Annotated in this window: 34 protein-coding genes; 32 read left to right on the plus strand and 2 right to left on the minus strand. The window is 45.0% G+C overall.

From position 1 onward, the window contains the following. The first annotated feature begins 11 nt into the window (after window positions 1-11). From MKY87_RS23955 to MKY87_RS24055, 21 genes are all read left to right on the plus strand, one after another. On the plus strand, window positions 12-422 hold the full coding sequence (locus MKY87_RS23955) for a DUF6979 family protein (protein ID WP_340966494.1): 411 nt from the start codon (window positions 12-14) through the stop codon (window positions 420-422). 6 nt (window positions 423-428) lie between these two features. Next, entirely contained in the window at window positions 429-971 is a 543-nt protein-coding gene (locus MKY87_RS23960; RefSeq protein ID WP_339785143.1) for a GNAT family N-acetyltransferase, read from the plus strand. Between the two features lie 20 nt (window positions 972-991). Further along, window positions 992-1657 carry a Type 1 glutamine amidotransferase-like domain-containing protein gene (locus MKY87_RS23965; protein ID WP_339785142.1) on the plus strand — a complete coding sequence of 222 codons (666 nt, stop codon included), beginning with the start codon at window positions 992-994 and terminating at the stop codon, window positions 1655-1657. Next, window positions 1650-2543, plus strand: a complete 894-nt coding sequence (locus MKY87_RS23970) for a PhzF family phenazine biosynthesis protein (RefSeq protein ID WP_340966496.1) — start codon at window positions 1650-1652, stop codon at window positions 2541-2543. The genes MKY87_RS23965 and MKY87_RS23970 overlap by 8 nt, the downstream gene beginning before the upstream one ends. Before the next feature lie 26 nt (window positions 2544-2569). Continuing rightward, on the plus strand, window positions 2570-3331 hold the full coding sequence (locus tag MKY87_RS23975) for an aminoglycoside adenylyltransferase domain-containing protein (RefSeq protein WP_340966498.1): 762 nt from the start codon (window positions 2570-2572) through the stop codon (window positions 3329-3331). A 153-nt stretch (window positions 3332-3484) separates the two neighbouring features. Beyond that, entirely contained in the window at window positions 3485-4075 is a 591-nt protein-coding gene (locus MKY87_RS23980) for an HD domain-containing protein (protein WP_340966499.1), read from the plus strand. Between the two features lie 46 nt (window positions 4076-4121). Further along, on the plus strand, window positions 4122-4574 hold the full coding sequence (locus tag MKY87_RS23985; protein ID WP_338592639.1) for an NUDIX hydrolase: 453 nt from the start codon (window positions 4122-4124) through the stop codon (window positions 4572-4574). A gap of 20 nt (window positions 4575-4594) precedes the next feature. Continuing rightward, entirely contained in the window at window positions 4595-4753 is a 159-nt protein-coding gene (locus tag MKY87_RS30780; protein ID WP_445669432.1) for an HIT domain-containing protein, read from the plus strand. A gap of 318 nt (window positions 4754-5071) precedes the next feature. Next, complete coding sequence (locus MKY87_RS23995) at window positions 5072-5851, plus strand: hypothetical protein (protein ID WP_340966500.1); 780 nt, start codon at window positions 5072-5074, stop codon at window positions 5849-5851. A 134-nt stretch (window positions 5852-5985) separates the two neighbouring features. Beyond that, window positions 5986-6666: a zinc dependent phospholipase C family protein gene (locus MKY87_RS24000; RefSeq protein WP_340966502.1), complete on the plus strand. Its 681-nt coding sequence runs from the start codon at window positions 5986-5988 to the stop codon at window positions 6664-6666. A 98-nt stretch (window positions 6667-6764) separates the two neighbouring features. Beyond that, a complete protein-coding gene (locus MKY87_RS24005; RefSeq protein ID WP_338592647.1) occupies window positions 6765-7187 on the plus strand; it encodes a hypothetical protein in 423 nt (140 codons plus the stop codon). Window positions 7188-7214: 27 nt separating this feature from the next. Beyond that, window positions 7215-7511, plus strand: a complete 297-nt coding sequence (locus MKY87_RS24010) for a hypothetical protein (protein WP_340966504.1) — start codon at window positions 7215-7217, stop codon at window positions 7509-7511. A gap of 32 nt (window positions 7512-7543) precedes the next feature. Next, a complete protein-coding gene (locus MKY87_RS24015) occupies window positions 7544-7792 on the plus strand; it encodes a hypothetical protein (protein WP_340966506.1) in 249 nt (82 codons plus the stop codon). 338 nt (window positions 7793-8130) lie between these two features. Continuing rightward, window positions 8131-8628 (plus strand): PH domain-containing protein, encoded by a 498-nt coding sequence (locus MKY87_RS24020; RefSeq protein ID WP_047842183.1) that lies wholly within the window; start codon window positions 8131-8133, stop codon window positions 8626-8628. Continuing rightward, on the plus strand, window positions 8625-10187 hold the full coding sequence (locus tag MKY87_RS24025; RefSeq protein WP_340966507.1) for a PH domain-containing protein: 1563 nt from the start codon (window positions 8625-8627) through the stop codon (window positions 10185-10187). Before MKY87_RS24020 ends, MKY87_RS24025 begins: the two co-directional genes overlap by 4 nt. A gap of 97 nt (window positions 10188-10284) precedes the next feature. After that, entirely contained in the window at window positions 10285-11061 is a 777-nt protein-coding gene (locus tag MKY87_RS24030) for a Cof-type HAD-IIB family hydrolase (protein ID WP_340966509.1), read from the plus strand. 109 nt (window positions 11062-11170) lie between these two features. Further along, window positions 11171-11341: a YHYH domain-containing protein gene (locus MKY87_RS24035; protein WP_094030640.1), complete on the plus strand. Its 171-nt coding sequence runs from the start codon at window positions 11171-11173 to the stop codon at window positions 11339-11341. Between the two features lie 95 nt (window positions 11342-11436). Further along, a complete protein-coding gene (locus MKY87_RS24040; protein ID WP_340966511.1) occupies window positions 11437-11829 on the plus strand; it encodes a GNAT family N-acetyltransferase in 393 nt (130 codons plus the stop codon). 56 nt (window positions 11830-11885) lie between these two features. After that, window positions 11886-12548, plus strand: a complete 663-nt coding sequence (locus MKY87_RS24045; protein ID WP_340966513.1) for an HAD family hydrolase — start codon at window positions 11886-11888, stop codon at window positions 12546-12548. A 295-nt stretch (window positions 12549-12843) separates the two neighbouring features. Further along, entirely contained in the window at window positions 12844-13356 is a 513-nt protein-coding gene (locus tag MKY87_RS24050; RefSeq protein ID WP_340966514.1) for an NUDIX domain-containing protein, read from the plus strand. Continuing rightward, on the plus strand, window positions 13356-14027 hold the full coding sequence (locus tag MKY87_RS24055) for a DUF3298 and DUF4163 domain-containing protein (protein ID WP_340966515.1): 672 nt from the start codon (window positions 13356-13358) through the stop codon (window positions 14025-14027). The genes MKY87_RS24050 and MKY87_RS24055 overlap by 1 nt, the downstream gene beginning before the upstream one ends. 299 nt (window positions 14028-14326) lie before the next feature. Here MKY87_RS24055 and MKY87_RS24060 read toward each other — a convergent pair whose 3' ends face one another. Then, window positions 14327-15487: a glycosyltransferase family 4 protein gene (locus MKY87_RS24060; protein ID WP_340966516.1), complete on the minus strand. Its 1161-nt coding sequence runs from the start codon at window positions 15485-15487 to the stop codon at window positions 14327-14329. Window positions 15488-15913: 426 nt separating this feature from the next. Between MKY87_RS24060 and MKY87_RS24065 the strand changes: the two genes are divergently transcribed. From MKY87_RS24065 to MKY87_RS24095, 7 genes are all read left to right on the plus strand, one after another. Further along, a complete protein-coding gene (locus MKY87_RS24065) occupies window positions 15914-16483 on the plus strand; it encodes a DMP19 family protein (protein WP_339785102.1) in 570 nt (189 codons plus the stop codon). A gap of 63 nt (window positions 16484-16546) precedes the next feature. Continuing rightward, window positions 16547-16831, plus strand: coding sequence for a hypothetical protein (locus MKY87_RS24070; protein WP_340966518.1), 285 nt, complete (start codon window positions 16547-16549; stop codon window positions 16829-16831). A gap of 227 nt (window positions 16832-17058) precedes the next feature. After that, window positions 17059-17514, plus strand: a complete 456-nt coding sequence (locus MKY87_RS24075) for a PTS sugar transporter subunit IIA (RefSeq protein ID WP_076209284.1) — start codon at window positions 17059-17061, stop codon at window positions 17512-17514. Continuing rightward, on the plus strand, window positions 17514-17831 hold the full coding sequence (locus MKY87_RS24080; protein ID WP_017689749.1) for a PTS fructose transporter subunit IIB: 318 nt from the start codon (window positions 17514-17516) through the stop codon (window positions 17829-17831). Before MKY87_RS24075 ends, MKY87_RS24080 begins: the two co-directional genes overlap by 1 nt. 29 nt (window positions 17832-17860) lie before the next feature. Beyond that, window positions 17861-18979 (plus strand): PTS fructose transporter subunit IIC, encoded by a 1119-nt coding sequence (locus tag MKY87_RS24085; protein ID WP_340966519.1) that lies wholly within the window; start codon window positions 17861-17863, stop codon window positions 18977-18979. Between the two features lie 211 nt (window positions 18980-19190). Further along, the gene (gene mngB, locus MKY87_RS24090) at window positions 19191-21869 is read left to right on the plus strand and encodes a mannosylglycerate hydrolase (protein ID WP_340966520.1); all 2679 of its coding nucleotides are present in this window, start codon (window positions 19191-19193) and stop codon (window positions 21867-21869) included. 52 nt (window positions 21870-21921) lie between these two features. Beyond that, window positions 21922-23889 (plus strand): BglG family transcription antiterminator, encoded by a 1968-nt coding sequence (locus tag MKY87_RS24095; protein WP_340966521.1) that lies wholly within the window; start codon window positions 21922-21924, stop codon window positions 23887-23889. 169 nt (window positions 23890-24058) lie between these two features. Here the strand turns inward: MKY87_RS24095 and MKY87_RS24100 are convergent, their stop codons facing one another. Continuing rightward, complete coding sequence (locus MKY87_RS24100; protein ID WP_338592693.1) at window positions 24059-24832, minus strand: sporulation protein; 774 nt, start codon at window positions 24830-24832, stop codon at window positions 24059-24061. 185 nt (window positions 24833-25017) lie between these two features. Here MKY87_RS24100 and MKY87_RS24105 point away from each other — a divergent pair, with 185 nt between their 5' ends. The 4 genes from MKY87_RS24105 to MKY87_RS24120 all read left to right on the plus strand — a co-directional run bounded on the left by MKY87_RS24105 (window position 25018) and on the right by MKY87_RS24120 (window position 26937). Beyond that, window positions 25018-25179, plus strand: coding sequence for a hypothetical protein (locus MKY87_RS24105; protein ID WP_340966523.1), 162 nt, complete (start codon window positions 25018-25020; stop codon window positions 25177-25179). A 97-nt stretch (window positions 25180-25276) separates the two neighbouring features. Next, window positions 25277-25816 (plus strand): hypothetical protein, encoded by a 540-nt coding sequence (locus tag MKY87_RS24110; protein ID WP_249911333.1) that lies wholly within the window; start codon window positions 25277-25279, stop codon window positions 25814-25816. An 8-nt stretch (window positions 25817-25824) separates the two neighbouring features. Continuing rightward, the gene (locus MKY87_RS24115; RefSeq protein WP_340967542.1) at window positions 25825-26364 is read left to right on the plus strand and encodes a GNAT family N-acetyltransferase; all 540 of its coding nucleotides are present in this window, start codon (window positions 25825-25827) and stop codon (window positions 26362-26364) included. Window positions 26365-26412: 48 nt separating this feature from the next. Continuing rightward, on the plus strand, window positions 26413-26937 hold the full coding sequence (locus MKY87_RS24120) for a YfiT family bacillithiol transferase (RefSeq protein WP_340966525.1): 525 nt from the start codon (window positions 26413-26415) through the stop codon (window positions 26935-26937). Window positions 26938-26971: the final 34 nt, after the last annotated feature.

Below are 26971 nucleotides of genomic sequence, written 5' to 3' on the forward strand. Positions count from 1 at the left end.
GGGATGTTGGTATGTCTCAAAACAAATATGTTCAAGCCGCTATTAATGCAGTTGATTACGTACAGAACAAGAAATTTGTTAACCCAGTTGAGGCTTGGAATTTTGCAACAGGAGATTTGTTCGGTGAGGGAAGTTGGGGACAACGGAAAGGCTGTCCAAGAACTGCTTTTCTGGGTCTGTGTGAGGATGGTTATGTCAGAGGTATTCCCCAAGGGAGATATAATCATAAAGAGAACTCGTTAAATAAAAGGTATGCCATTGACACGGTGAAGTTATTTCATGAGGACTCTAGTATGGTTCATGTAGATAGTAAGAAGTTGTGGACAGTTGTCACTGAGGGCAAAGTGATTAAGTCAAACTATCAGGTCGATATTGTTAAAGGACTATGGGGAAAAGGAATGATCCTTGCAGAACGGAGATGAATCCACATGGAATTCGTGGGAGAGAAGGTCAGAATAACAACAGTCACAGAGCAGGACCTCGACTTCATAGGTCAACTTGAATGTGATACAAACATATGGAGCTTTGAGGAAACTGTTGAAACGGATGAGGAAAAGGTCCGTGAGAAATATCGCAGCTATTTTGCTGTCGCAGATGAGAAACCGTATGCCTATGATTTCGTTATACGCCGCTTGAATGATCCAGAAGATACACCCATTGGTATCGTTCAGATGTGGAGTTATGTAGATTACCGAAAAAGCTGGGAACTTGGATTCGCAGTACTTTCGGAATACGCAGGCAACGGATATGGGAGCGAGGCTACCCGTCTTTTGTTACAATTTGCATTTCAAGAGTTACAAGCTCATAAGGTCGTCGGCATGTGCAATTCACAAAACGTTCGCTCAGCCGCACTGATGCAGCATGTGGGTATGACACGGGAGGCCATCTTCCAGGAAGAGCTATGGTGGAACAATCAGTGGACAGACCAGTACTTTTTCTCGATTTTGGATAGAGAATTTAAGTCAGTCTAATAGGTACGGGAGGAAGTAAGATGACTACGTTGGTTCTTCTAAGTGATTTGGTATTCGAATCTAACGATAAATTGGATCAGAGAATATTACGCTTATTCAACAGCGAACAGCCTTCCATCGGATATATCCCTTCGTGCTCCGACCCGGAGCGGAAATATTTTGAACACACTAGACGTTACTATAATCAAATAGGAATAGATAACATTCAATATTTCGACCTTGATCTGGAGTATGAGGAGAGCACATTTGGCTCTATTTTCGAATGTGATGCGATTCATCTATCCGGAGGAAATACGTTTTATTTTCTAAGTTTATTACAGAAGAGAAATGTGCTTGGTTTGCTGCGTTTCTATGTGAAGAGTGGTGGCATTCTGATCGGGGTCAGCGCAGGCAGTATTCTGACTACACCTACCATAGATATAGCGGGATATGGGGAAGATGCTGATGAAAACAATGTAGATCTGAAAGATATGCAAGCACTGGGGCTCGTTGATTTTGAATTTGCACCGCACTGGGATGGTTCGGAAGACACCCTGGATTCATTAAGAGAGTATAGCCGTGTTAATCGTACGGCGGTTTATGCGTGCCAAGATGGTGGCGGTCTTGTAATTGATGGTGAAAGCGTAGAGTTATATGGAAATGTGCGTCTCATAGATTACAGAGAGAGTGGGTCTGTTGATGAGTAATATTAAGGTCTATCATTATGATGCTTTCTCTACAGTTCCTGGTCAAGGTAACCCTGCAGGAGTGGTTTTTGATGCGAATCATTTCAGTGAGACGGAGATGCAGCAGATCGCTTATCAAGTTGGTTTTAATGAGACGGTATTTGTGTTGAACTCTGAAGTTGCAGATGTCCGACTACGTTATTTTACGCCGGGCCATGAGATTAATCTGTGTGGTCATGCCACAATGGCATCACTGTATGGTTTGAAGACGCGCGGTATGTTGGGTGACAAAGAGTTAATCATGATTGAAACCAATGTAGGTATATTACCCATACGATTTGAGCGCAATGCCGACACCATTTACATGGAAATGAAACAGGATCAGCCGCAGTTTATACCGTTCCAGGGGGATATTGAGAAGCTGGTAAGTGCCATAAACCTAACTCTGGATGATGTCGACCTTTCTACGCCAATCGTTTATGGGAGTACGGGAACGTGGACGTTATTAATCCCGATTCGTGAATTGAACTCTTTTATGAAAATGAAACCGGATTCTTCCCTGTTCCCAGGAATTCTAATTGAGAATCCCCAAGCTTCCCTACATCCCTTTTGTTTCAAAACCCGTGATTCCGATGCCATGATGCATGCCAGACATTTTTCATCACCTTACTCTGGTACGACGGAAGATCCAGTGACTGGAACAGCTTCCGGGGTGATGGGTGCTTATTATTTAACTTATGTGAAACCGGAGATCGATGAGGTACAGTTTGTGATAGAACAAGGGCATGAGATTGGTAGAGATGGAAAGGTTCAAGTGAGTGTGATTCGGGATGGTGAGGATATGGATGTCAGAATGAAGGGGACAGCTGTTTTTGTGCGTGAACTGAATGTTGAATTGGACAGCTGAACATATACATAAAGGAGTTGCTCTTGTTGAATGAAAAGACTGTTTTAGATAGCGTTACTCGTGTTTTGAAAGAAGAATTAACGGATGCCTTGGTGGGGATATATCTACACGGTTCTATGGCCATGGGATGCTTTCATCCAAATCAGAGTGATATCGATATATTGGTCGTTAGCCGGGAAAAGAGACCTGCCGACACCTATCGAAGCATTGCACAAAAGTTAATGCATATTGAAGATGAGATGCACATTACGAAAGGTTTTGAACTCAGTATCGTACTGGAAACTGCGATTGTTGCCATGGCATACCCTACTCCTTTCGAATTTCATTACTCTGCTTATCACCGGGAGAAATATCGAACGGATGAGCAATATCTATGTGGTGGATATGAAGATCCGGATCTGGTAGCACATATGGCGGTCATCTATGATCGAGGTATTGTGCTGGCTGGTAAACCCATTAAGGATCTGTTCCAACCGGAAAATCGTGAACATATGATTGCTTCAATTACATCGGACGCGAGTTCAGCTATGGAAGAAATTGTGGACAACCCAGTTTACTATGTATTAAACCTGTCCCGGGTTCTTATATACGTGAAAGATTTAGTCATTCACTCCAAGCAAGAAGCGGGAGAATGGGCACTTACAAACCTTCCCACTAAATACAAGGATATCATCTCGCAATGTCTTGCAAAGTACAATGGTGAACTGGAGAATGTGAATTTGAGTGATGCATTACTTCTGGAGTATGCGGAATATATGTTGAATCAGATCCAAGTGAAGGGAGATTAACAGTTTGTAAATTATTGATATTGTGTACTGATCTGACTGATTATTATGAGAAAAATAACTGGGCCTATATCGGTAAAGGATATCTGCTTGATGATGAAGAGACGAGAATCTATGAATATTAGGTTTGATTTCTGACATGAAGGAGGGTGTGCTGTGAGCAAATCATTACAGGATCAGATTCAATTTCTCATTGAGATTGATAAACTCAAAACGATTGAACGAAAGACGAGAATTATGCATGGTGAGAGACTTGAAAATGATGCAGAGCATTCTTGGCATCTGGCGATGATGGCTTTGGTTTTACAGAGTCATGCCAACAAGGATGTGGATATGCTTAAAGTCATTAAGATGCTTCTCGTTCATGATCTGGTTGAGATCGATGCTGGTGATACTTTTGCCTACGATGCGGTGGGGAATACGGATAAATATGATCGTGAACTCAAAGCGGCTCATCGGCTGTTTGGTATGTTGCCCAAGGAACAGGCTGAAGAACTACTCCAGTTATGGTTAGAGTTTGAAGCCAAGCAGACGCCTGAAGCACAATTTGCCTCATCTCTTGATCGGTTGCAGCCTCTTATCCACAATCATCAGAATGAGGGAGATACGTGGCAAAAATATAACATTACAAGTGAACAGGTGTTAAACAGAAACCGTGAAATTGCAAACGGTTCCGAAACATTGTGGGAGTATGCGCAGCAGCTTATTCAGAAATCCGTGGATCAGGGAATCTTGACCAAATCATAAGGATACGTTTTAACGTATGCACATTGAAGATGGAGGAGAAGCATGGATGGGATATATCATGGAGCTAAGAAAATTGGTAGGCCCGCGTCCTTTAATTATGGCGGGCTCATGTGTACTCGTGTTCAATGAGGAAGGTCACCTGCTGCTGCAAAAACGTACAGATAGCTTGGATTGGGGGACACTTGGGGGATCCATGGAACCCGGGGAGTCTTTGGAGGAAACAGCTGCGCGGGAATTGTATGAAGAGGCCGGACTGAGAGCGGGATCATTCAAACTCATTAGCATTTTTTCAGGTGAGGACATGTACTATCAGTATCCACACGGTGATGAAGTATACAACGTCATGGCTGTTTATGAAGCTGCAGGTATCCAGGGCAGCCCAACCATTATGGATGATGAAGGGCTGGAACTCCGATATTTTGATCTGAATCAGCCGATCCCTGAGATCAATCCGTTTACGGAATATGTGTTGAAGAAGGCAGGATATATTAGAACTTAATAGTAAGAAGGAGGAGTATTATGACACAGGACTTCTATTGTGATGAGGTGCTGAGTGGTAAAACGCAAGTCAAAGTTGTCATGGAAACAAATAACGTTATGGCTTATCATCACACTCGACCATACTACGAACACCATATCGTGGTTATTCCGAAGATTCATATTCAATCCTTCATTTAAGAAGAGGAAGAGAATAATGATGAGCTGCTCTTAGAAATGATGCAGGTTATTAAAAAAGTAGCTGCTGACTTGTTAGCTCAGACAGGCTCATCGAAGATTGTAACTAACTTGGGCAGTTATCAAGACTCGAAGCATCAGCATTGGCATATAGTCAGTGGTGAACGAACTTAGGAAACTGTATACCGGATTATAAATCTTCCACCTTTCTAACATTCACCATCTCACACTCGAACAGAATTATCATTTTTCTCTCAGTGTTTTATCTTTCCTAATCTAGTATGATTAACGCATCAATCCAGTAAAGAGAGGGTTAATGACATGGATGCTTTTTTAGAGCAAATTAACGAGTTAAACGAGCTTCAGAAAGACTTGGTCAGCCTACATCCTTTGTTTGCAGAACATTATCCAGTGGTTGTAGCCTATGAAGCTTTATTATATATCTATGATTATTCGTCCAAAACGCAGCAATATGAGTGGGTGAAGACGGTTCCGGACGATTTATATATTCCAGATGAATGCCTTGCTGCGATGCCGGTGCATCATATGAACGGACGAATGTGTGCGATCGTAACGGATACAGCGTTCAAAGATCTGGAGCAGAAAGTTTATCTGTTCCACGAATATGTTCATTGTTATGTATATGAGAAATATGATGAACGGATCGTCAACCGTCTCAAGATTAAGCATAAAATGGACGAACTGAAGCGCGTGACATGGGAACTAGATTATGAATTTCCGTATGAAGATGAAATTGTTGTGGAGCGGATTAACTCATTGTTGACTGCTTTGAAGAGTAAAGACCTGACACAAGTACACACAGCTAGAAAAGCGTTGTTCACTTCATTAAATGAAGAACAAGCCGAGTACTGGAGCTGGTTGGAATGGAACGAGGGTTACGCGCGTTATATTGAGAATCTGATTCGGGCAAAATTTGGGCAGGAAAGCAATCATTTTGGAGATACTGCTCCGTTTAATCGTCTAGTATTCTATGAATGTGGGTCGGAATACATTAGTCTGCTTGTGGAGGAGCACCCGGAGTACCATACGGATCTGGAGCAGCTGTTTGACCGAATGCAATTGGAGAGAACACAGGGTTAATTACGCAATTACGATGAAAAAGGACTAGCATAACGGAGTCTCACTATTTAAGCGATCTGTACGTTGCAGCAGTAGGTTATATCATTTTTTCTAAGTATGGTAGAATACTTGCCGACAAAAAGGAGATCAACTCTATGCCGTTACCTATGGTTCATCTCAATATCGCTAATCGAATTGCAGACTCGCTGCAAATGCAGGCTGCACAAGGTTCATTCTATCTGGGGAACATCGCCCCGGATTCCATACATATGCGTGAAGGTACAACCAGAGAGGATAAGGAATACACCCATTTTAACCCGAAAGATGATGGAGATTACGTTGGTGAACTGAAGGAACTCTATTCATCTTATATGCAACAACGTACCGATGAAGGGTGGAAGTGGTTTGTTCGTGGGTACTTTATGCATGTGATGACAGACTATTACTGGTTCCGGAGTGTGTATCCTGAATTCGTCGAACGGGTCAACAAGGTAGATCAATATACAGGAAGTAGCAGATCGAAGGATGAACTAGCGCGTTTATATTACCAGGAGACGGACCAGATCGATTTTAATCTCTATCAAGGCTCAAGTTGGAGTGAAGAAGTGTGGCAGGTGCTTAACGGTTCATCAGGCTATGACATGGCGGATCGTTTAACTGCGGATGAGATTGTTCGCTGGCGGGACCACACGTTTTCTTTTCTAAATGGGGAAGAACCGGGAATTACTCCTGAGTTCATCACGGGTGAGAGAGTTCAGGTATTTGTGGAAGAGACCGTAGAACGACTGATCACTTTGTTGTCTTCATGGGACCCGGAGTTACGTAACTTGATATGAATATAGATAGTTAGTGCAGTTGAGTCACTAGATGCTGTATTTATTACTTCTCTACCCATTACTTGTCTATTTACTAATAAGTTAGGGAGGCATGCAGTATGGTGAAATATGTAGGAGTGTTGCTCGTATTTGTCATTGTCACGTTCATTGCAGGGTGCAGCAAACCGAATGAATCGAACGTGAAAGAGGGGCTTCCTATGCTGATCACCTTAACCTGTAATCCAAACCTCACCATGGAACCATGCCAAGATGTTGAGTTTGATCGATCTGACGAGATTCGGATCATGATGGAGGCCATACATAAGGCTGTGCGTTTGCCGGGCATTCTTGATTATGGTACAGAGTACGTCATGAGCATAACAAATGCGGACAGTTCGATAACACGGTATGATTTTTCATTAGGAATGGATCCCAAGATGCAAGGCCTGTTAGTAAACCAGGAAGACTCTCACACAGGGTATAGTATTCCTCTTGAGGATTCGAATCAACTAAGAAGACTGATTCAGAGACGTACTGATTAAGAAGGTAGATGGAACGGAGAAGAACCTGTGGATGACAAAATTACCATTGAACCTTTGACGCAATCAGATGCAGATGGAGCGTATCAGGTGTTCGAGACAACCATTCCCGCAGCATTTGATCAGGAGGGAATAGGCTCGCTTCTGGATGATATTCAGGATGAAATAACACACAAAAAAGCGATGATTCACACGGCATTGCAAGCAAAGGACAACATAGAACCAAGTATATTTTTCCTCGTCGCCAAAATGGGGGAGGTTATTGTAGGCATAATCTCGTATGGACCTGTGGTGAGGAGATTCGAGAATGTACAGATGGCCGGCTGAACGATATCGGAGAACTGGGTAGCCTGTACGTGTTGCCCGATGCTCAAGGTCAGGGGATTGGTTCGGCGCTCATTCTTGCACTGGTTACTGAACTGCAACGGCTGGGAATTCAGCAATTCTGCCTGGATAGCGGTTACCAGATCGCACAGAAGAAGTGGCAACGCAAATTCGGTGAACCCTATGTCGTGGCAAAGAACTACTGGGGCGAAGGAACTGACCATATGGTTTGGCTGTGTGAAGTACAGGATTTTATAGAGGTTGTTCAAAAAGCCTGCTTTTGATTACGAAGGATGCCTAGTGTCATCATCATCATCATCGAATATGGAATTCAGCCGAAATAAGCGGGAGGCTTACGAAGTATGTTTCCTGAGGAAACATTGCAGTTGCTCACGTAGTTTTCCCTACGCTCCGCTACTCCATTTCTAGCTTCATCCCATCTTCTCGGTACTGAAAATCAGTCTTTTTGAACATGCACTAAAGTAAAATGAAATGAACAAAAGAGATGACGACCTGTATTGTATAGGGGTCATCTCTTTATCTTTTTGCATCAATCGTGGACGATTATTCGTACAGTGTATCATGTGTGTTTTGATGTAGATGGAAAAAAAGGAGTGAACATATGTCAATACAGTGGAATACACCCGAGCAACGGCTGTCCCCTCATGCGGTAAACTTGTGGAGAATTAGCGCCATCATATGGAATGTAATAGGTTTCCTGATCCTTGCCGTACTGTTAATACTCGACTCCATCTATGGATGGAAGACGTGGATTGGTTGGATTTTGTGGGGCGTTACGGCCATATCGGTGCTCTATGCGGTGTGGGATATTTTCATCCAGCCGTCATGGTTATACAAGCATTGGTACTATGATGTGAATGAGGAGTTCCTGCAACTGAAGCGTGGGGCGCTAACCAAGGTACATCAGATCATCCCCATGGCAAAAGTGCAATCGGTTACAACGAATCAGGGACCTTTGATGCGAAAATATGGACTCTATTCCGTATCGGTTGGCACGATGGGTTCATCACATGAAATCCCGGCATTGCCAGAGGAAGTCGCGCTTGCACTTCGTCATCAGATTGCGTCCTATGCGCGGATTAACGAGGTGGATGAATGATCGATATGAAGCGACATCATCCATTAACCATGCTGTGGAGCCTGTGGAAACTGGTGAAGAATTCGTTCGCGATCATCCTGTTTTTGTTTGTTTTCCGTCAGGGCTCAGAGTCCCAATGGCTCTTCTATGGAAGGATCGCCTTTTATGTAGGGATTTCCATCGGCATCGTGGCGATTATCTGGAAGTGGTTTACTTCTCGTTATACAGCAGACGATAAGGCCTTTCACATCTACAGTGGTGTGTTCAACCGTACTCGAAGAACGATACCGTATACCAAGGTCCAGAACGTGAACCGGCATACAACGTTGTTTCATCGGTTGTTCAGCGTGACGTCGATCCGATTCGAGACCGGGATTAAGGGAGAAGATGCTACCTTTCAGTTACACGTTGTTTCACTTTCCGAAGCAGAACAGTTGGAGAAGATTGTAGCGGGTTATCTGGCAGAGGATGCAGAATCAGCAGGGAAAACAGAGGAACATGATACGTTGGATGCAGTTCAGGTTATGGGAGAGGGAGAGACGCAATCCGACCCCGATATAACCGATGAAGCCATGTCTCTGCCTGCAAAAGAAAAACAGGAACGGGTTGTTCATTATCATTCCACCCGCAAGGACATATTCAAAGCATCCTTTACCTCGCTTAGTTTTCTCGTACTGATTCCAGTCCTGGCTACGCTCTATTCCTGGGTGAAGGACTTCTTCCCTGATGAAGAAGTAACGGAAAGTTTGTTATTAACCTGGCTTGATTCCTGGTGGATTGCCGGTTTGATGATTTTGGTTTTGTTGATCATATCTATTGCTCTGGGCATAGTCAGAACCTTCGTAAAGTATGGAAATTTCCAGATCACCTCGGATGCCAAACGGATCTATATCTCGAAGGGCATGATGGAGCAAACGTCATTTTCAATCCTGAAAGAGCGAGTCCAGGCCGTGAAAATCACACAGTCACCGATGAAAAGGCTGCTTGGATTAGCAGAAGTAGAACTGACCACTGCGGGTAGTCTGGGGGAGTCCGAGCAGGAGGTCAACTCGCTCTATCCTTTCTTGCCAGTGAAGCAAGCCTATACCCTGATTGAGGAGATCCTGCCATCCTATCGGGTTACGCAGGAGATGGAAAAACTTCCACGAATATCGCTATGGCTACGCCTGCTCAAACCAAGTTGGGGGTGGATCATGATCACGGGTTTATTGTGGTATTTCAAACCATTGGTGTTTGGGCAGAAACATGCCTGGTGGATGATTTCTGCGATTCTCCTCGTATGGATTGCAACATGCAGAGTGATGGACTTTTTCCATACCCGATACATTCTGCATCAGAATTTCATTCAACTTCGAACCGGTGCGTTTACTTCAACACTCTTCATCTCCAAACGTGAGAAAGTCATCGAAGTGCAGATCACCCGTAATGTGTTACAGCGTTGGTTTGGTGTGGCTTCCATTCATACCGTAAACCGTGCCAAACCTGTTCTGCACCATCGGGCACATGACATTCCCCTGAATACGGCGGAATCATTTCAATCATGGTACATGGGACGTACCCAAGATGTTCAGACCCGTTAATCGCAAGAGCAAGTGCAGGAAGACCACATCAGGTTATTCTGTACTTGCTCTTTTTACTTGAATTCCCAGGAAGCCAGAATAGAGGAGGAAGAACGTTTTGATGAAAGCTGTGTTCTTTGATGTGGACGGTACATTGCTGAGCGAAATAGATCGGAGTTTATCACCGAGTACAGCTGAGTCGATCCGGGAATTGATTCGTAAAGGCGTTCAAGTTGTACTCGTCACAGGCAGGCCCTATAATTTATGCGAAGAATTCAGAAATCTCGGAATCGATACGATCATTTCGGCTAATGGGGCATTGATCAAAGCAGGTGATGAAGTGATACATAAGTCTGTACTTTCAGCACAGATGGTTAGAGCATTCAGTGAGTTTGCCGAGTTGCATGGGCACAGTATTTCATATTTTACAGAGTCATTTGAGACGAACGGGTTGTGTACAGCAGATGGTCGTGTTACTGAAGCCTTAAGTGATACGCTTGGACTCATGGATTTCCCGCAGAAAATCAGCACGTTGGAACAGGACGTATATTGCATTTGTTTATATGCGGATGAGGCTGAAACGGAGAAGTTCCAATCCAGATTTCCTTCTTTACGATTCGTGAGATTCCATCCGTATGTAGTAAATGTGCTGGAAGCGAGCGAAGTCAGCAAATGCATAGCCGCAGAGAGAGTTCTCGACTACCTGAAGATATCCAGAGAGGATACAATGGCCTTTGGTGATGGGGAGAATGATGTGGATCTGCTAGAGTATGCGGGAATCGGAATTGCGATGGGAAATGGCGGAGAACGAATTAAAAAAAGCGCCGATTATGTCACCCTGCGGGCAAGTGAAGATGGAGTCACCCATGCATTGAAGCAATTTAAGATTTTATGAGAATGGATCGGCTAAAAAGATGAATTATATCCAAATTGTGGATTTTCGTGTAGAATGAGATAGCACGTATTAAGCCCTAAAGCATAGGGTGTTGATCGAAGGGTGACTTATGAAAAAGGTTGTTATCGTAATCCTGTCTCTTGTTGTACTTGTTGGTGTATCTTCTTCCGCTTATGCTCATCCAGGCAGACTGGACAAGAACGGTGGACATAACTGTTCAGCCAAATCCAAGCAAAAGGGTCTGTGCACGGGTTATCACTATCACAAAAAGAAAAAATGAGAATGAGCTTTTACAAGATAAACCCAGCCATCGTTCAATGTATGGTTGGGTTTGCATGTGTACCATTGATTTAACATGTTGGAGGCGGTTACACCATGCGGATTCAGGAGATATCGGTATGGAATCATGACGAATTAGTGCCGATGCTGGCTGAAAGCTCCAGTGAGGGGTTCAGACATATCGAGCGAGTAATCCATGAATATGAGACAGGAATCAATACATTTGAGCAAGAAGGTGAAGCGCTTTTTGAATGCAGAATGCACGATAAGGTTGTTGGGATCTGCGGTCTGAACAGAGATCCTTATTCTAAAATGACGGATACCGGAAGAATTCGCAGGCTTTATGTGATGAGAGAATTTCGAAGACATGGGGTTGGGCGCAGGCTGATGGATGCGGTTATTCAAAAAAGCGGAAAATCATTACGCTCGACTGGTTCTGTACACGGATCAACCGGTTGCTGGATCTTTTTATCACAACTTGGGATTTAGAGAAGTGACGAGTATGGAGAAGATAACGCATGTACTGGAATTGGGGGAGAAGGAAGATGGATCATATTAAAGCGGTTATTTTTGATTTGGATAATACGATTCTGAACAGAACGATGACCTTTGACGGCTTCACGCAGCGTTTAATCAACACATATTTTGGTCACCTTGAGTCAACCGAAGATATAAGTAAACGAATTATTGAACTCGACCAGGATGGTTATAAGGACAAACCCCTTCTGTTCAACGAGTTGCTGCATGAACTGCCTTGGGCAGAACATCCGCCACATGCAGAACTGATGGAGTTCTATGGGAGAGAGTATGTGCGAAGTTCAGTTCTGATGGAACAGGCGCGAGAAGTGGTTCAGCATCTCCGGGGGAAATATCAAACCGGGTTAATTACCAATGGGCAGACCGATATTCAGTATGGAAAAATCGATCAACTCGGTATCCGGGAGGATTACGACCATATTATTGTTTCAGAAGAGGCTGGAGTCAAAAAGCCCGATCCACGCATATTTCAGCTTGCGCTCAATCATTTCGGTCTAAGCCCAGAGCAATGCATCTACATTGGCGATCATCCCGTGAACGATATTGAAGGAGCAGCAAGCGTAGGCATGAGCACCATCTGGATGAAGGTCAACCAGCCGTGGCAAGACAGCATTGCGTCGGGTCCTTTACATACGATTGAACATCTAAGTGAGTTGAAGAAACTGCTTTAGAAGACGGTTATATAAATTGAATATAACATTTACACAAAACGTAGAGGACAGAAATAACCTAAAGAAGCGAAGCTAAAAGCTTTCTGAAAGAAAGCTACTTCGGAAGCATACACCTCGCCTTTATCCCCGGATTTTTCCCCTTAGGAAAGGAATCAAAAAATCTGGGGATAACAGCGATCGGAAGGTTGTTCTGTCATCGGAGTGGCTAGTGTAAATATTCTTTAGTTCAGTTTATATAGATAAAGATTACTATAAACAAAGTTTGGAAAGCGAGGAACATATGGAGATTAGACAGATGGCTACAGCGTTTTTGAGCAATGGCTCAGACATGCTGATGATGAAGAAGGCGGGCAGCAGATTGTTTGATTTTGAATTCTGGGGTGGCATTGGCGGACATCTGGAACAAGGGGAACTGAACGTACCCATGAGCGCCAGCTATCGGGAGATTGAAGAAGAGACCGGGTTCAAGCAAGAGGATGTCGAACATTTTCGGCTTCGATATATTCTGTTGGAAGTTAATAGTGGTGAGATTTGGCAGCAGTTTGTATATTTCGGAGAGACTACGCATCGACATTTTGTGTCCTCAGATGAAGGAGAGTTATTCTGGATACCGCTGGATGAGGTACTGGACTTACACTCGTCTATTCTGATCAAAGCAACGCTCAGGCACTATTTACAACATCCAGGCGCAGAAGACATCTGGATTGGCAACGTTCAGAGCGGAACAGACCTAAGGGGCACTCCACAGGTAATATGGAACAGAATGCAAGAAACGATATCATTTGAGCCAAAGGGGGTTAATCGATAATGTTGAAATATAGAATGGAAAGAAAAAAATTGAGATGGATAAATTACCTGTTGATCACTGTACTGATTGCTATCATTCTTCCGAGTAGTCATGTAGAGGCAGGCAGCACGATTACAGTGAAAACGAAGGTCCAATATTACAAAGGACAGCCATACATACATCTAACAGGTGGAAATAAATCTGTGACGGATAAGCTGAACAAGACATTTAAACTCCACGCAGTGAAAGCAGCTCGCCTGGACAAAGAAGAAAAGAAATCAAACAGAAATTATTTCTACATTACCATGGCCAGTGTAAAATACAATGCAAAAGAAAAGTTATCTGTGGTATATGAAGATCATGTGTACACTGGCGGAGCACATGGAATGGATGCGACAAAATCATATAACTATGATTTAAGAACAGGTAAAGAACTAAAGCTAAGCGAGTATGTCAAAGACGATATTCAGATGGAGAAGGTAGAGAAATCAATCTCCAACAGTCTATTAGCCATGTATAATGCAGGAGTTTCTATTTTTGAAGAAAATATTTATGATTTTCAGCTTGATCAAACATCTGAATTCTTTTTATATGACAAAGGCATCGTCATCCGATTCTATCCTTATGAGGTTGCACCCTACGCTAAAGGGTTTGTAGATATCAAAGTCCCGTTCAGTAAATTCAACACATAGATGGTATGCAATAAAAGGCATGATCCAGTCAATGAGATCATGTCTTTTTTCTATATATGCAATCATTCAAAATACTCTAATTAATTTCAATAACTTAGGCTTCTAAATGTCTGCATACCGTGTGAATAGCTCAACCCAATCCAAGAAGGAGGTTTGTTATGAAACGTATTGGAAACATGTTTCAGGCTGACCGTAGCAGAGTGTAAATGCTATGGCAGCCTGAACGAGCGAACCGGTTTAATTTTGCATAGGACAGTGGCGGTTGTTATGGGTTGTTGGCATAACCTCAAGACATCTGACTACGCTGTAATAATTCGATCTTTCGTTCGTCTATTCCGATGTTCTATAGCCTCCTCATAATCCCTGATCAGTGTGTCAAAAATATGCTCCCACGACCGCTGCTCAGCCAGCTTTCTGCCTTCCAATCCCATCATCCTCAATTGGTTCCCGTGATTTCCCCAGAGACATATCTCTCGAATCAGTGCATCAGCCTGACCTGGCTCGAATAACACACCATTGCGGTGAGGGGATATCAGATCCTTTACACCTCCAGCATTGGCCGCCACCACAGGGAGTCCTGAAGCCATCGCTTCCAGTACCACATTGCCAAATGTCTCCGTAGAGGAAGGAAACACAAACAGATCTGCCGAAGCATACATAACAGCAAGTTCTTCCCCATGCATATACCCTGTATAGGTGACATTGGGTGGGGTTTGCAGACGCATTTTCGGGAGAGACGGGCCGTCGCCAACGATAATCCAGTGTACACGGGACTGCATTTCCTGGGGCAGCTGCTGCATGGTAGTCGTGAGTGTAGCGATATCTTTTTCCGGGGCAATGCGTCCAACGTAGAGTAGAATAAGGGGAGCGGTGATGTGGTATCGTTCACGGATATCCGAGCTGCGTTTATCAGGGGAGTACAGGTTGCAATCAATCCCGCGAGACCATAGCTTCAGACGCTGAATGCCTTGGACTTGAAGGGTGTTTAACGTTTCCTGTGATGGAGTTAGGGTTGCATCACAGGCACGGTGAAACCATTGGATATATTTCCAATAGAGAGGAATCATACTTTTCAACCGGTAGTATTCGAGATAACGATCGAAGTGGGTATGGTAGGAGACAACATGCGGAAGATGGTGTTTGAGCGCATACCTCAGACCAAGCAACCCCATATTAAAAGGCGTGGCGATATGCAGCAGATCGGGTTGAAAGGTGTGTAGCTGCTGGTGTGTGTCTGCTCTGTTGGGTAGAGCAATGCGGCATTCGGGATACAGAAAAAAAGGGATGTTGACAACCGATCGGACTTGAGTCTCATGGCTTCCTTCAATGACGGAGTTCGGCGTAAACAGCAGATGTTCAATTCTTCTGCGGTTCAGATGGTTACTCAAGCGGTGGAGCGTGCCAGCAACACCATTGGTTTCCGGAAGATAGGTGTCTGTGAACAAGGCCAGTCGCATCATTACCCCTCCCAAGACTCGTGATGCCAAGATCATAACAGCGGAACATTTTCCCGAGGTCAAGTGCGCGTTAACTTGACGATGTTCCCTGTAAATTGTTAAAGGATATACTATACCAACTTCCATAAGTTCAACTTATATAGCGTATTCTGATATGATGTAATAACGTGTCGGCGTAGTTGAACTTGAAATTTACACGATAACGGAGAGGGCAGAAAAAAACTGAAGAAGCGGAGCTAAAAGCTTTCTGCAAGAAAGCTGCTTCGGAAGCATACACTTCGCCTTTATCACCGGATTTTACCCTTTAATAAAGGGATTGAAAAAATCTGGGGATAACAGCGATCGGAAGTTTATTCTGACCGCGTAGTGGTCCAGTGTAAAAAACACGTTCAAACTATTTAGACAGAGAGATACAGGAGGCAGAGAAAGATGAACAAGTTACAAGAAGAATTGCAGGAGTTGTTACCACTCGATCAGCTTGAGGAGATGTCAGGTGAAGAAGTGGTGGGGAGTGTTGCCATGGACCTTTATCGGGCTGAGTTCGCTACGATTCGAGAGAGTGGGTCGGAACTTCCGCAAGTATTGCGAGATATCATTCTAATCATTGATCTGGATACCGAGCTGTCCATGAACGGGATGACCGGTTTCCTTGAGAATGCCAGCGGACAGTATCTGGGTGAGACGATAACAGCTATGGAGCGGATCGGCAATGATGCAGATTCCTTGATCTTGAAGAAGATAGAGCAGATGTTGTCCGAGAGCGGCGTAACGCACGGGCAATTACGAGATAATGTGAATGGCCTGTCCGAAGACGACATCACGACAAGCCTGCAAACACACGGGGAACAGATTCATGAGGTATTGCAGCAGATTGAACTGGAAGCCGCGAATTTGAGCATGCAATCGGATAATGAAGAAAGCTTCGACATGCTGTATCAGTATGTGGACGAAAATAAAGATCGTTTGAAACAGGAGATGCAGCACATCTTGTCCAATTAAATGGAAAGAGACTTCGTATAAAGGCATCCTTCCTAACCATAATTGAGGAGGTAAATGACAAGCATGAACAAACGATTAGCGATGGAATCCGTTCTGGTTACCTTGTTATTCATCATCGGTTTTGCAGCTTGGAATGTCATTCAAGGCATGATCATGACCATGAATTACGTACCTGATCTGATGAACACCGCTTCTTCTGGTACCCCATTGCAATCCAAGGTTGCTTTTGGAACTATGGTTCGGTGGGATATAACATCCATGATCATAGCTGTTGCCGGATTCGTTTTGCTCGCCGCAGCATATTATGGTCTTCGATCAGGAATGCAGCGCTGGACACAGCGTTCCTGAAGTATTGTCCAAGTAGGATACATGTTCCTTACGCTGCCTTTGCAGCACATGAATTAAAACTCAATGACAACGGCCCTGAGTCTATTAGACTCAGGGTTTTTGCTATGGCTAATGTTTTTCCGCTTCGAAGGGGAAATTTTCTAGATCCAAGGTCAAGGAAGAATCCGTTACAATGATCTTGTAAGCGCTTATCGTTTTGGATAGAGAGAGGAGGAGAGACAGAGATCATGATTACAACCAATCAGATTTATCTCGATCAGACATTGCATAGCAAAGAGGACGTATTTGATTTTATATCTGCGGAGGCAGAGCGTTACAGCATCACTACAAACCGTGCACAACTTGCGGCTGATCTGTGGGAACGCGAACGTGTCTACTCCACCGGACTTCAGGATCACTTTGCGATTCCCCATACCCAGAGTGAAGTTGTAACACGTCCGGCAGTGATGGTCATTCGATTACGGGAGCCCATTGATTGGGAATCTCATGACGGCAAGCCGGTAAAATATATTTTTGCCATCCTTGTGCCTAAGGGTCATGTAGACGTATCCCATCTGCAAATCATCTCTTCACTTGCCACCTTATTGCTGGAAGATTCATTCAAAGAGGCCATCGCAGAAGCGGTGCAGCCGGAAGATGTATATACGTTGCTTCATCAATATACGGAAGGACTGGTGTCATAATGAAAATCGTAGGTGTAACGTCATGTATCGCAGGTCTAGCCCATACCCCGATGGCCGCCAAAGCATTGGAGAAAGCAGCTCAGCAACTGGGATATGAGATCAAAGTGGAACAGCAGGGAGCTATGGGACAAGTCAATAAGCTGACGGAAGAAGATATTGCTGCAGCGAATTTTGTCCTGATTGCAGCGGATCAAACGGTGAAGGACATGGATCGGTTTGGCGATAAAAAAGTCGTACGTGTCAAAATTGGTCATGCCGTAAGTCAGGCAGAAGCGGTATTAACCAAAGCCGTTGAGGCTGTGAACGCACAAGCTTAACCCCACCTTCCACATGAGGAGAGAGTACGATGAGAAAATGGTTTGGTGAAGCAAAAACACATCTAATGACAGGTATCTCCTATCTGCTGCCGGTCATTATCGCGGGTTCCCTGGTCGTTGCCATCTGTAAAATTATCGCACTATCAATGGGCATTACTGATCTTGATCCGTACAAAGATGGAAGCGGATTCTTGCATATTTTATATCTCGTGCAAAATGTAGGATGGAGCGGCATCGGACTATTAACGATTGTCCTGTCCGGTTACATTGCGTACTCCATTGCCGACAAACCTGCGCTGGCCGCAGGTCTGATCGGCGGGGTGCTGGCACAGCAGACCAACGCCGGTTTCCTCGGCGCGTTGATCTCAGGCTTCTTTGCCGGATACATCACCTTGTGGGTTAAAAACAAAGTTAAAATTACAGGTCCGGCCGCTGGCTCGGTACCGTTAATCATTTTACCGCTGATTACCGTCGGTTTAACCGGATTTCTGATGGCGGTCATTCTGGGTGGTCCGCTGGGCGCGCTGAATGAGTATCTCATTGCTTGGGTTCAAAACATGAGCCAAAGCGGAACTAATACCGTTGTGCTTGCGATTATTCTGGGAGCGATGATCGGATTTGATCTCGGCGGACCTGTCAACAAAGCGGCATGGATGGCAGGTAATGCCCTGTTCCTGTCCGGTGTCTATCTGCCGAATATTTTCATTAACATTGCCATCTGCATTCCGCCGCTTGGTTATGGCTTGGCGACATTGCTGATGAAGAAACGTTTTTCCAAAACCTATCAGGAAGCGGGCAAAGGTGCAGTGATTATGGGCGTGATCGGCATCACGGAAGGTGCTATTCCGTTCACACTGCGTAACCCTGCCAAGATGATTCTGGTCAACATGTTTGCCTGTGCAACGGGCGCTGCCCTGACTGCATTGTTGGGAGCACATATCATCATGCCACCGATCGGCGGCTTATATGGAGCTGTATCGGTAGGTACCCCAATCGCGTACCTTGCCGGAGGCATCGTCGGCGCATTGATCGTGGCGGGGGGTACTATGCTGGTGAACTTCCGTGATGAAGAAGAGAAACAGCCTGCCAAGACTCAGGAAGCTTCGGCGAAGAAAAACGGGGAAGAAATCGAACTCGTTTTTGACTAAAAGTACGTGTTCAAAAAGATCGTTTTTCAGTATCGAGAAGATGGGATGAAGGTAGAAATGGAGTAGCGGAGCGTAGGGGAAACTACGTGAGCAACGGACATTTCGGCTGAATTCCATATTCGATGCTGATGATGCCAACAGGCATCCCTCGTAATCAAAAGCGGACTTTTTTGAACAACCTTTAAAAAGGCATCTGGAGGGATATAGAGATATGAGTAAGAGCAATCGTACCAAAGTACATGTGATTCCACATACGCATTGGGACCGGGAATGGTATTTTACGACCTCCCGTTCCAAAGTGTATCTTGTCAAACACGTCAAGGAAGTATTGAACGCACTGGAGAATATTGAAGGATTTCATTATTACTTGCTGGATGCACAGGGCTCGCTGCTGGATGATTACATCCGCTGGTGTCCCGAAGATGAGGAACGGATCCGCCAACTGGTTTCAGCCAAACGACTGATGACTGGACCTTGGTATACACAGACGGATCAATTGGTGATTTCCAGTGAATCCATGGTCCGAAACCTGTATTATGGTATGAAAACGGCACAAAAGTACGGACATGCGATGAAGGTTGGTTATGTCCCGGATGCGTTTGGACAATCGGCACAGATGCCGCAGATCTATCGGGAGTTCGGCATCGAACGTTTCCTGTTCTGGAGAGGCGTATCAGATAATACGAATCCACATACCGAGTTTACGTGGGAAGGATCGGACGGTAGTCGTGTATTTGCTGTGCAGATGCCGTTCGGGTATTACTACGGCGGTAACATTCCGGAAAATGAAGAAGATCTGATCCCTTATCTGGAGAAACAGATTGGTGCGCTTGAACGGAAAGCCTCCACCAGGCATATCTATTTCCCCAATGGGTTTGATCAGGCGCCTGTCCGGTTGAACCTGCCGGAAATGATTGAACGCTTCAATGCGCTGGATACAGAACGCGAATATGTGATGAATGAACCGGAACGTTTTCTGGCGGAGATCGAAGCGGATAGTCAGGATCTGCCTGTACTTCGGGGTGAATTAATGGAAGCCAAGCACATGCGGATTCACAAGTCCATTTTTTCCACCCGTGCGGATCTCAAACAACAGAATAACCGGATTGAGAATCTGATTGCTAACACGCTAGAACCGGTGCTTGCCATTAGCCATTCTCTCGGGCATGACTACCCGCATCGCACTGTTGAGGATATCTGGAAGCTGTTGTTTGAGAATGCGGCACATGACAGTATCGGTGGCTGTAACAGTGACACAACGAATCAGGACGTTGCGTTCCGTTACAAACAGGCCTATGATATCGCACTGAATCTGCTTGACCTGCATATGCGGATGATTGCTTCAACGATTCAGCAGGAGGAGACGTTTGCGTTCACCCTGTTCAACACGTTACCTTATGTGCGAGGCGGGGTTACGGAGATTGAAGCTTATATTCCGGAAGAATCCTTTGTGATTCGGGATACGAAGGGACGCGAGCTGGCCTACACCATTGTGGAAAAAGCAGATCAGACCGATTATGTGCTTGGACAACACATTGATCTGAATCCAAGTCGCAAAGTGCATCTGCCGGAACGCGTATATCGCGCGAAGCTGCTGGTGGCATTGCAAGAAGTCCCGGCAATGGGTTACACCCAGATTGTGTTTGATTTCAGTCAGGGCGCTGCACCTGTTATTGAGCGGCGTAACGGAGACACGATTGAAAATGAACATTTCACCATCGCGCTACAAGCAAACGGCACCTTGCAAATTACGGACAAGCGATCAGGCCAAGTGTATGCAGATCAAATGGTCTTTGAAGATAATGGGGATGACGGAGATTCCTACAACTATTCTCCACCTGAGCGGGATCTGATTGTTTCTTCGGCAGGTAGCCAGATGAGTGCGACTACTACCCAAACGTCCGTATCTCAGACACTATCCCTGCGTTTCACGCTGGATGTTCCCTACGATCTGGAAGAGCGCGCCGCAGGCATCACGTCGGGAGCATTGCCAATGCAGGTGCAGATATCTCTTCGCAAAGGAGAGAAGCTGATACGCTTCCAAGTTCAGGTGCAGAATGAGGTATTCAGCCACCGTCTGCGTGTTCTTTTTGATACAGGGATTGCTTCCGCTCTATCCATTGCAGATCAGCCTTTCGGTGTGATTACTCGTCCAACCTCATTGCCAGAAGTGGAGGTATGGGAGCGCGAACAATGGCAGGAGAAACCAATCACCATTGAAGCGATGCAGAGTTATGCCGGGTTGAACAACGGTTCGCATGGTATGGCTGTGATGACGGAAGGTGTACGTGAGTACGAGATTGTTGGGGAGCAAATGGACACCATTGCCCTGACCTTGTTCCGTACATTCGGTTTCATGGGTAAGGAAAATCTGTTGTATCGTCCCGGACGGGCTTCCGGTGAGAAAATTGTAGCAACGCCAGACGCGCAATTGCTTGGCGAGCTCTCCTTTACCTTTGGTCTACATATCCAGACTTCTGGATTCGACGAAGCAAATGTAGCCCGTGCTGCGCGTGAATATTTGACACCGATCAGCAGTTATCAGCTATGCGACTTTCTGAATGGACGACTGATCTTTGCTTTCCGCGATGAGGAACGTGTTCTTGATACAGACTACAGCCTGATGTCGTTCAGCGACGATTCCAACGTGGTGTTAAGCAGCTTCAAGAAAGCAGAGCAGAGTGACGGATACATTGTACGTGTCTTCAATCCGTATCTGTCACAGTCTGCTAACGTGAACATGCACTTCAATCAGGCTGTACATGCAGAGCGTGTATCCCTTGCGGAACAACCATTGGAGCATCAGCAGAAGTTAACCGATGGAGAAGAGGTCGTTCGTTTGCCGGAGCTTGCACATTGCAAATTGATGACTGTACTTGTATCGATATAAAGTGAGCTTTAGTTATACACAATCCTGATCAGAAGGGAGGTCGGATATCGGTATGATTTTTCCAACAAAACGGTTGAAAAAGCTGTTCCAACTCATTCATGGTGAAGGACAGGAACAGGCTTGGACGAGCCAAGCACTTGCAGACAAGCTGGAGGTAACCGTGCGTACCATTCGGGATGATCTGAAAAAGTTGGATCATATCCTAGAGGGGCATGGCGGGAGCCTGGAGTCCAAGCGTGGACGGGGATATTCCATTCGTGTGCATGATGCAAAGCGGTATGATGAGCTGTTGGAGGAACGACAGGATGATCGGCAAAAAGGTGCGCCCGTACCTGGGTCACCGGATGAGCGTATCCGTTATGAATTGTTCAAGCTGCTTGGTGAACCGGGTCATATCAAGATGGAAGACCTCGCTGATCAGCTGTTTATAAGCCGTGCGACGATGAACAATGACCTGAAGATTATTCGTCAGATTCTGGAGAACTATCAGCTTCAGCTTCAGATCAAGCCAGGACATGGTGTGAAGGTCGTCGGAGACGAGCAAAGGTTCCGTTATTGCCTTGCCGAGTACGCCGATGCGCGAGATGAAGAACTGGGTCTCGAAGGAATGACTGCTGCACAGGAACGTTTGTTGTATCCAATTGAACCCGCGCACATCCGCGAGATCGTTATTCGCCATGTAGGCCAACAGGATGTTCGTATTGCAGATGTGGCACTGAAAGATCTGATTACACATCTGGCGGTTATGGTATTGCGTATTAAGCAGGGACATGAACTGGACCAATTCGAGAAAGTGGAGGCGAATGTTCAGGATCAGCAACTTGCGCAGCAGATTATTCAGGATCTGGAGTCGTTATATTCCATTCATTGTCCAGTTGGAGAGCGAGATTATCTGTTGCTTCATATTGTTAGCAAAAAAATGACCGCTACCGATTGGAATGGACTACAAAGTGACCCATTATATGTTGCTGTACAGCAGATGCTGGGTCATATCTATGATCGGTACACCTATGATCTGCGTGATGATGAACGCTTGCCGAATGATCTGTATGCCCATCTGAAGCCCATGATTACTAGGTTGGAACATGGTATGAATATGCGGAATCCACTGCTCGGACATATACGTAAATATTATCCACTGGCCTATGAGATTACGATCAGTGCAGTGAAACAGCTACAGACATACGTACCTCATGAGATCAATGACAGTGAGATTGGTTACTTGGCGCTTCATATTGGTGCAGCATTGGAACGTAAATACCAGATTCCTCATCGCAAACGGAAATCCGTATTACTCGTCTGTGGGTCAGGATACGGCACAGCCCGTATTCTTGAATCGAGATTACGCTCTTTATTTGCCGAGCTGGAGGTATCTCGTGTAGTTTCACTAAGAGAGTACGAGGAGATGGGGAGTGTACCCGAAGACTTGGTCATTTCCACGATCCGTTTACGCGAGTCCAAAGGCAAGCCGTCGGCTGTCATTGCTGCGATTCCATCGGAACGCGACATGGCAACGATCACGCATCTGGTGCGAACTAGTGATGAGCAGGAGGAAATGACGCTGCTGCGTTACTTTGATCCAGCGTTGTTCATGTTTCGGTCGGATCAGCCTGACAAAATGACACTTATGGCTGAGATGAGCGGGGCGCTGTTGGAGAAGGGAATTGTAACCGAGCAATTCTGGCCCGCTGTGCAGGAACGGGAAAAGATGGCTTCAACCGCGCTTGGAAGAGGCATGGCGATTCCGCATCCCATGGAGCTGAGTTCAACCCGTACGACTGTATCGGTATGTCTGCTCGAGAAGCCGATTCCGTGGGATGAGGAGAATGAAGTACATGCTGTATTTATGTTATCTATCTGCAAAGAGGATTACGAACAGGCAATGGGGATCTATGATCTGTTTGTAGAAATGATCCGGCAGGAGGAACAGCTGGAAAGCCTGCGATCCTGCGGCAGCTTCGATGCGTTTGCCCAACTTGTATGCGAAACGTTGAGTCTGAAAAGTACCGAAGTGTATTAATATATATATTCACTCATTAATAATTTCACTGACACTCCGATGACAGAATAACCTTCCGATCGCTGTTATCCCCAGATTTTTTGATTGCTCATATTAAAAAGGGAAAAACCGTCCTTCATCAGATTTGTCTGATAGAGGACGGTTTTTATTCGTTTACACAAACTATAGATTAGATATGTTTGGAAATGACTTCTTCCAGTCCTTGAGCGACAGAATGCGCACCCCGCGCCAGATGTCTTTCATACAGATGCAGGCGCACAAAACTTTCATCCGTGCCCATCGCTTCCGAGAATATTCCACTGAGCCCACGAGCGCGGCGATCGATCTGTAATAGCAGCTCAAGCGAATCGCCCATCGGATAGAACAGCACTTCCAACTCATCCAGATGCCCGCGGAACTTGTTTGTTGGTACAAATTCAAATTCCTGTACAAATGGCAGATTGCCGCCCAGCTTTGGTGCGTAGTCATTGGTTACTTCACGCAGTTTGAAACCAAGGATATCAATTGCATCGAGCACGGTATTCATGTCTTTGCTAGGAACAACATGCAGTCTGTCCCGATCTGAGGGGTCCACGGCGCTTGAGATATCGAGGCCTGTTTCTACCCATACTTCTGCACGATGCAGTGTAATTGGCAGATTTTCTGGGAGGTCAAATGAAAAGTCTTTCTCCAATTTGGCTCCAGGCTGTAAGGTGAATCCTTCGGTGAGCAAATATTTGGCTATAACAGCTGTTTCTTTTACTTTGCGATCATCGCGCTCCCGTATGTAATGGGTTTTGATTGAAAGATAGATTCGATCTACATTCTGTTCCACATCTCCACCTTCAATGTACACAACCCCCGAGATGATTCCTCCAGGTGTGACCTCTGGTGTATGCAATTCCGTATTTACTTTGGCTGCTCCAACACCTACACTGGCTAACATTTTCTTAAAAAATGACATGCGCTCAACCTCCAGATCAGATGGTTTTATTATAGGGGATACATACGACTTCGACCTTAATACGGAAGCCGGAAGAGAAGCGTTTCAAATTTTAGCAAAGATATATCGCATACCCAAACAGGAGATTCGCCTAGCCGATGTCGAATGTTAGAATAAAGGGATTTTTTGTCAGGAGATGAAGGCGATTGAACACAGAATTTTCAGAACAGAAATATGGTGAGACTGGTGTCAAAACCAGCTTCGAGCAGATGGCGAACGGGGAACAGAAATATAAAATGATCGCAGAAGATGGCAGTTATTATTGTAGCGATCCATACCATCAAATATGGATTGAATACCTCCAGTGATTGGACGGCTTCACCCGAGTTGGATGGGTTAACGCAATCTTTAACAGAGAAGGAGCTGCTCCGGAAGTATGAATAACCAGACGGGAGGACCAGACCGATGCGTAAAAGTACAATATTTTGGCTTACGGGAATAGCCATAATTCTCTTGGTGACTCTGCTCATATACAGCTATGTAATTCCAAGTGTGAGTGCACAGGATGTTGTGATGGCAGGCACAATCAGGCAGATTGATACGGATGCAGTTGAGGTAGAGTTAGAGATAACGCGAAAAAGAGAAGACAAGGATCAACATATGGTGTATCCCGTCGTCCCGGGATGGGAAGGGGTCACATTCACTGAGGAACAAGATGATGCGTGGTACATGCCTTCGTCTGTTGGCAGCTCCTATTTGGATCAAGTCATTCTGGAAAAGTATCTGAAGGCGCAGGGGAAAACCATGAAATCAACTGATAATCTGATAGGATTTGCGATACCTGATGAGATAGGGAGCTACAAGTTGCGGTTAACGCTCAAATCTTTGGATGGAACGACTCAGCCGCTTGAGAATCCAATGGTGTATTATGTTCACAACGAGCATTTGTTAGGGAAGGATCTGAGTTGGGTTACGGGTGAGAATCTGGAGATCAATAAGGAGTAATCAGAATGATGAATGTATATGAATCGAATGAAATCACCGTACGTTTCTTGGAAACAGAAGATGAACGACATCTGGTGAAGTGGCTGTCAGACCCGGAAGTTCTTCAATACTATGAAGGACGTGATCGGCCGCATGATTTGGAGCAAGTGAGAGAACATTTTTACAATCAGAAAGATGATGCTACTCGTTGTATCGTTGAGTATGGAGGACATCCGATTGGATACATTCAGTTCTATGAGCTTGAGGAAGAAGAGCGAACGGAGTATGGTTATGGAGACACGGATGAGATCATCTATGGAACAGATCAGTTTATTGGTGAGGTAGACTACTGGAATAAAGGCATGGGTACACAGTTGATGCAATCCATGCTGGCTTATCTGATTAATGAAAAACAAGCCCGTAAAGTGGTGATGGACCCTCAATCCTGGAACTTGCGAGCGATATCCTGTTACGAGAAATGTGGTTTCCAAAAGATTAAACTGTTGGAGAAACATGAGCAGCATGAAGGACAGATGAGAGACTGTTGGCTTATGGAATATGCTCCTTAGATAATGTTAAAAGTTATTTTGAATCATAGAAACAAGGAGGAATAATGGATGGATGAAAGATTTCCGATAGGACCATTTGTACACACGGGTGAAGTTACTTTGGCACAGCGGGAGAAGTGGATTCAGGACATTGCTGAGTTGCCTGAACGCGCACGAGAAGCGGTAAAGGGATTGAGTGAAGAGCAATTAAGTCTGCCGTATCGAGAAGGTGGATGGATGCTCAAACAGGTCATTCACCATATGGCAGACAGCCATATGAACAGTATGATTCGTTTCAAGTTGGCACTGACAGAGGATACACCAACGATTCGGCCTTATTATGAAGAGCGCTGGGCTGAATTGAGTGATTCAAGGGACCTGGATGTCGAATTCTCGCTTCAGATTCTGGATGCGCTCCATCGTCGTTGGGTGTTTCTGTTAAACGCGCTGACAGATGCAGATTATGCCAAACAGTTTTATCATCCCTCATCGGAAGAAACGACAAGACTGGATTATAATCTGGGCATGTATGCTTGGCATGGCAAACACCATGTTTCTCACATCACATCGCTTCGGGATAGACTGGGAATATAGCAAGAAGAAATATCTTTTTAAGGAGGATTCATCA

Source organism: Paenibacillus sp. FSL R7-0198 (genome assembly GCF_038000415.1).
GTDB lineage: Bacteria > Bacillota > Bacilli > Paenibacillales > Paenibacillaceae > Paenibacillus.

Bases quoted from the DNA above. Each gene is read 5' to 3' on its own strand.
- MKY87_RS23955 (WP_340966494.1), top strand. From the start codon at position 12: ATGTCTCAAAACAAATATGTTCAAGCCGCTATTAATGCAGTTGATTAC.
- MKY87_RS23960 (WP_339785143.1), top strand. From the start codon at position 429: ATGGAATTCGTGGGAGAGAAGGTCAGAATAACAACAGTCACAGAGCAG.
- MKY87_RS23965 (WP_339785142.1), top strand. From the start codon at position 992: ATGACTACGTTGGTTCTTCTAAGTGATTTGGTATTCGAATCTAACGAT.
- MKY87_RS23970 (WP_340966496.1), top strand. From the start codon at position 1,650: ATGAGTAATATTAAGGTCTATCATTATGATGCTTTCTCTACAGTTCCT.
- MKY87_RS23985 (WP_338592639.1), top strand. From the start codon at position 4,122: ATGGGATATATCATGGAGCTAAGAAAATTGGTAGGCCCGCGTCCTTTA.
- MKY87_RS30780 (WP_445669432.1), top strand. From the start codon at position 4,595: ATGACACAGGACTTCTATTGTGATGAGGTGCTGAGTGGTAAAACGCAA.
- MKY87_RS23995 (WP_340966500.1), top strand. From the start codon at position 5,072: ATGGATGCTTTTTTAGAGCAAATTAACGAGTTAAACGAGCTTCAGAAA.
- MKY87_RS24000 (WP_340966502.1), top strand. From the start codon at position 5,986: ATGCCGTTACCTATGGTTCATCTCAATATCGCTAATCGAATTGCAGAC.
- MKY87_RS24005 (WP_338592647.1), top strand. From the start codon at position 6,765: ATGGTGAAATATGTAGGAGTGTTGCTCGTATTTGTCATTGTCACGTTC.
- MKY87_RS24020 (WP_047842183.1), top strand. From the start codon at position 8,131: ATGTCAATACAGTGGAATACACCCGAGCAACGGCTGTCCCCTCATGCG.
- MKY87_RS24025 (WP_340966507.1), top strand. From the start codon at position 8,625: ATGATCGATATGAAGCGACATCATCCATTAACCATGCTGTGGAGCCTG.
- MKY87_RS24035 (WP_094030640.1), top strand. From the start codon at position 11,171: ATGAAAAAGGTTGTTATCGTAATCCTGTCTCTTGTTGTACTTGTTGGT.
- MKY87_RS24040 (WP_340966511.1), top strand. From the start codon at position 11,437: ATGCGGATTCAGGAGATATCGGTATGGAATCATGACGAATTAGTGCCG.
- MKY87_RS24045 (WP_340966513.1), top strand. From the start codon at position 11,886: ATGGATCATATTAAAGCGGTTATTTTTGATTTGGATAATACGATTCTG.
- MKY87_RS24050 (WP_340966514.1), top strand. From the start codon at position 12,844: ATGGCTACAGCGTTTTTGAGCAATGGCTCAGACATGCTGATGATGAAG.
- MKY87_RS24055 (WP_340966515.1), top strand. From the start codon at position 13,356: ATGTTGAAATATAGAATGGAAAGAAAAAAATTGAGATGGATAAATTAC.
- MKY87_RS24060 (WP_340966516.1), bottom strand. From the start codon at position 15,487: ATGATGCGACTGGCCTTGTTCACAGACACCTATCTTCCGGAAACCAAT.
- MKY87_RS24065 (WP_339785102.1), top strand. From the start codon at position 15,914: ATGAACAAGTTACAAGAAGAATTGCAGGAGTTGTTACCACTCGATCAG.
- MKY87_RS24070 (WP_340966518.1), top strand. From the start codon at position 16,547: ATGAACAAACGATTAGCGATGGAATCCGTTCTGGTTACCTTGTTATTC.
- MKY87_RS24075 (WP_076209284.1), top strand. From the start codon at position 17,059: ATGATTACAACCAATCAGATTTATCTCGATCAGACATTGCATAGCAAA.
- MKY87_RS24080 (WP_017689749.1), top strand. From the start codon at position 17,514: ATGAAAATCGTAGGTGTAACGTCATGTATCGCAGGTCTAGCCCATACC.
- MKY87_RS24085 (WP_340966519.1), top strand. From the start codon at position 17,861: ATGAGAAAATGGTTTGGTGAAGCAAAAACACATCTAATGACAGGTATC.
- mngB (WP_340966520.1), top strand. From the start codon at position 19,191: ATGAGTAAGAGCAATCGTACCAAAGTACATGTGATTCCACATACGCAT.
- MKY87_RS24095 (WP_340966521.1), top strand. From the start codon at position 21,922: ATGATTTTTCCAACAAAACGGTTGAAAAAGCTGTTCCAACTCATTCAT.
- MKY87_RS24100 (WP_338592693.1), bottom strand. From the start codon at position 24,832: ATGTCATTTTTTAAGAAAATGTTAGCCAGTGTAGGTGTTGGAGCAGCC.
- MKY87_RS24110 (WP_249911333.1), top strand. From the start codon at position 25,277: ATGCGTAAAAGTACAATATTTTGGCTTACGGGAATAGCCATAATTCTC.
- MKY87_RS24115 (WP_340967542.1), top strand. From the start codon at position 25,825: ATGAATGTATATGAATCGAATGAAATCACCGTACGTTTCTTGGAAACA.
- MKY87_RS24120 (WP_340966525.1), top strand. From the start codon at position 26,413: ATGGATGAAAGATTTCCGATAGGACCATTTGTACACACGGGTGAAGTT.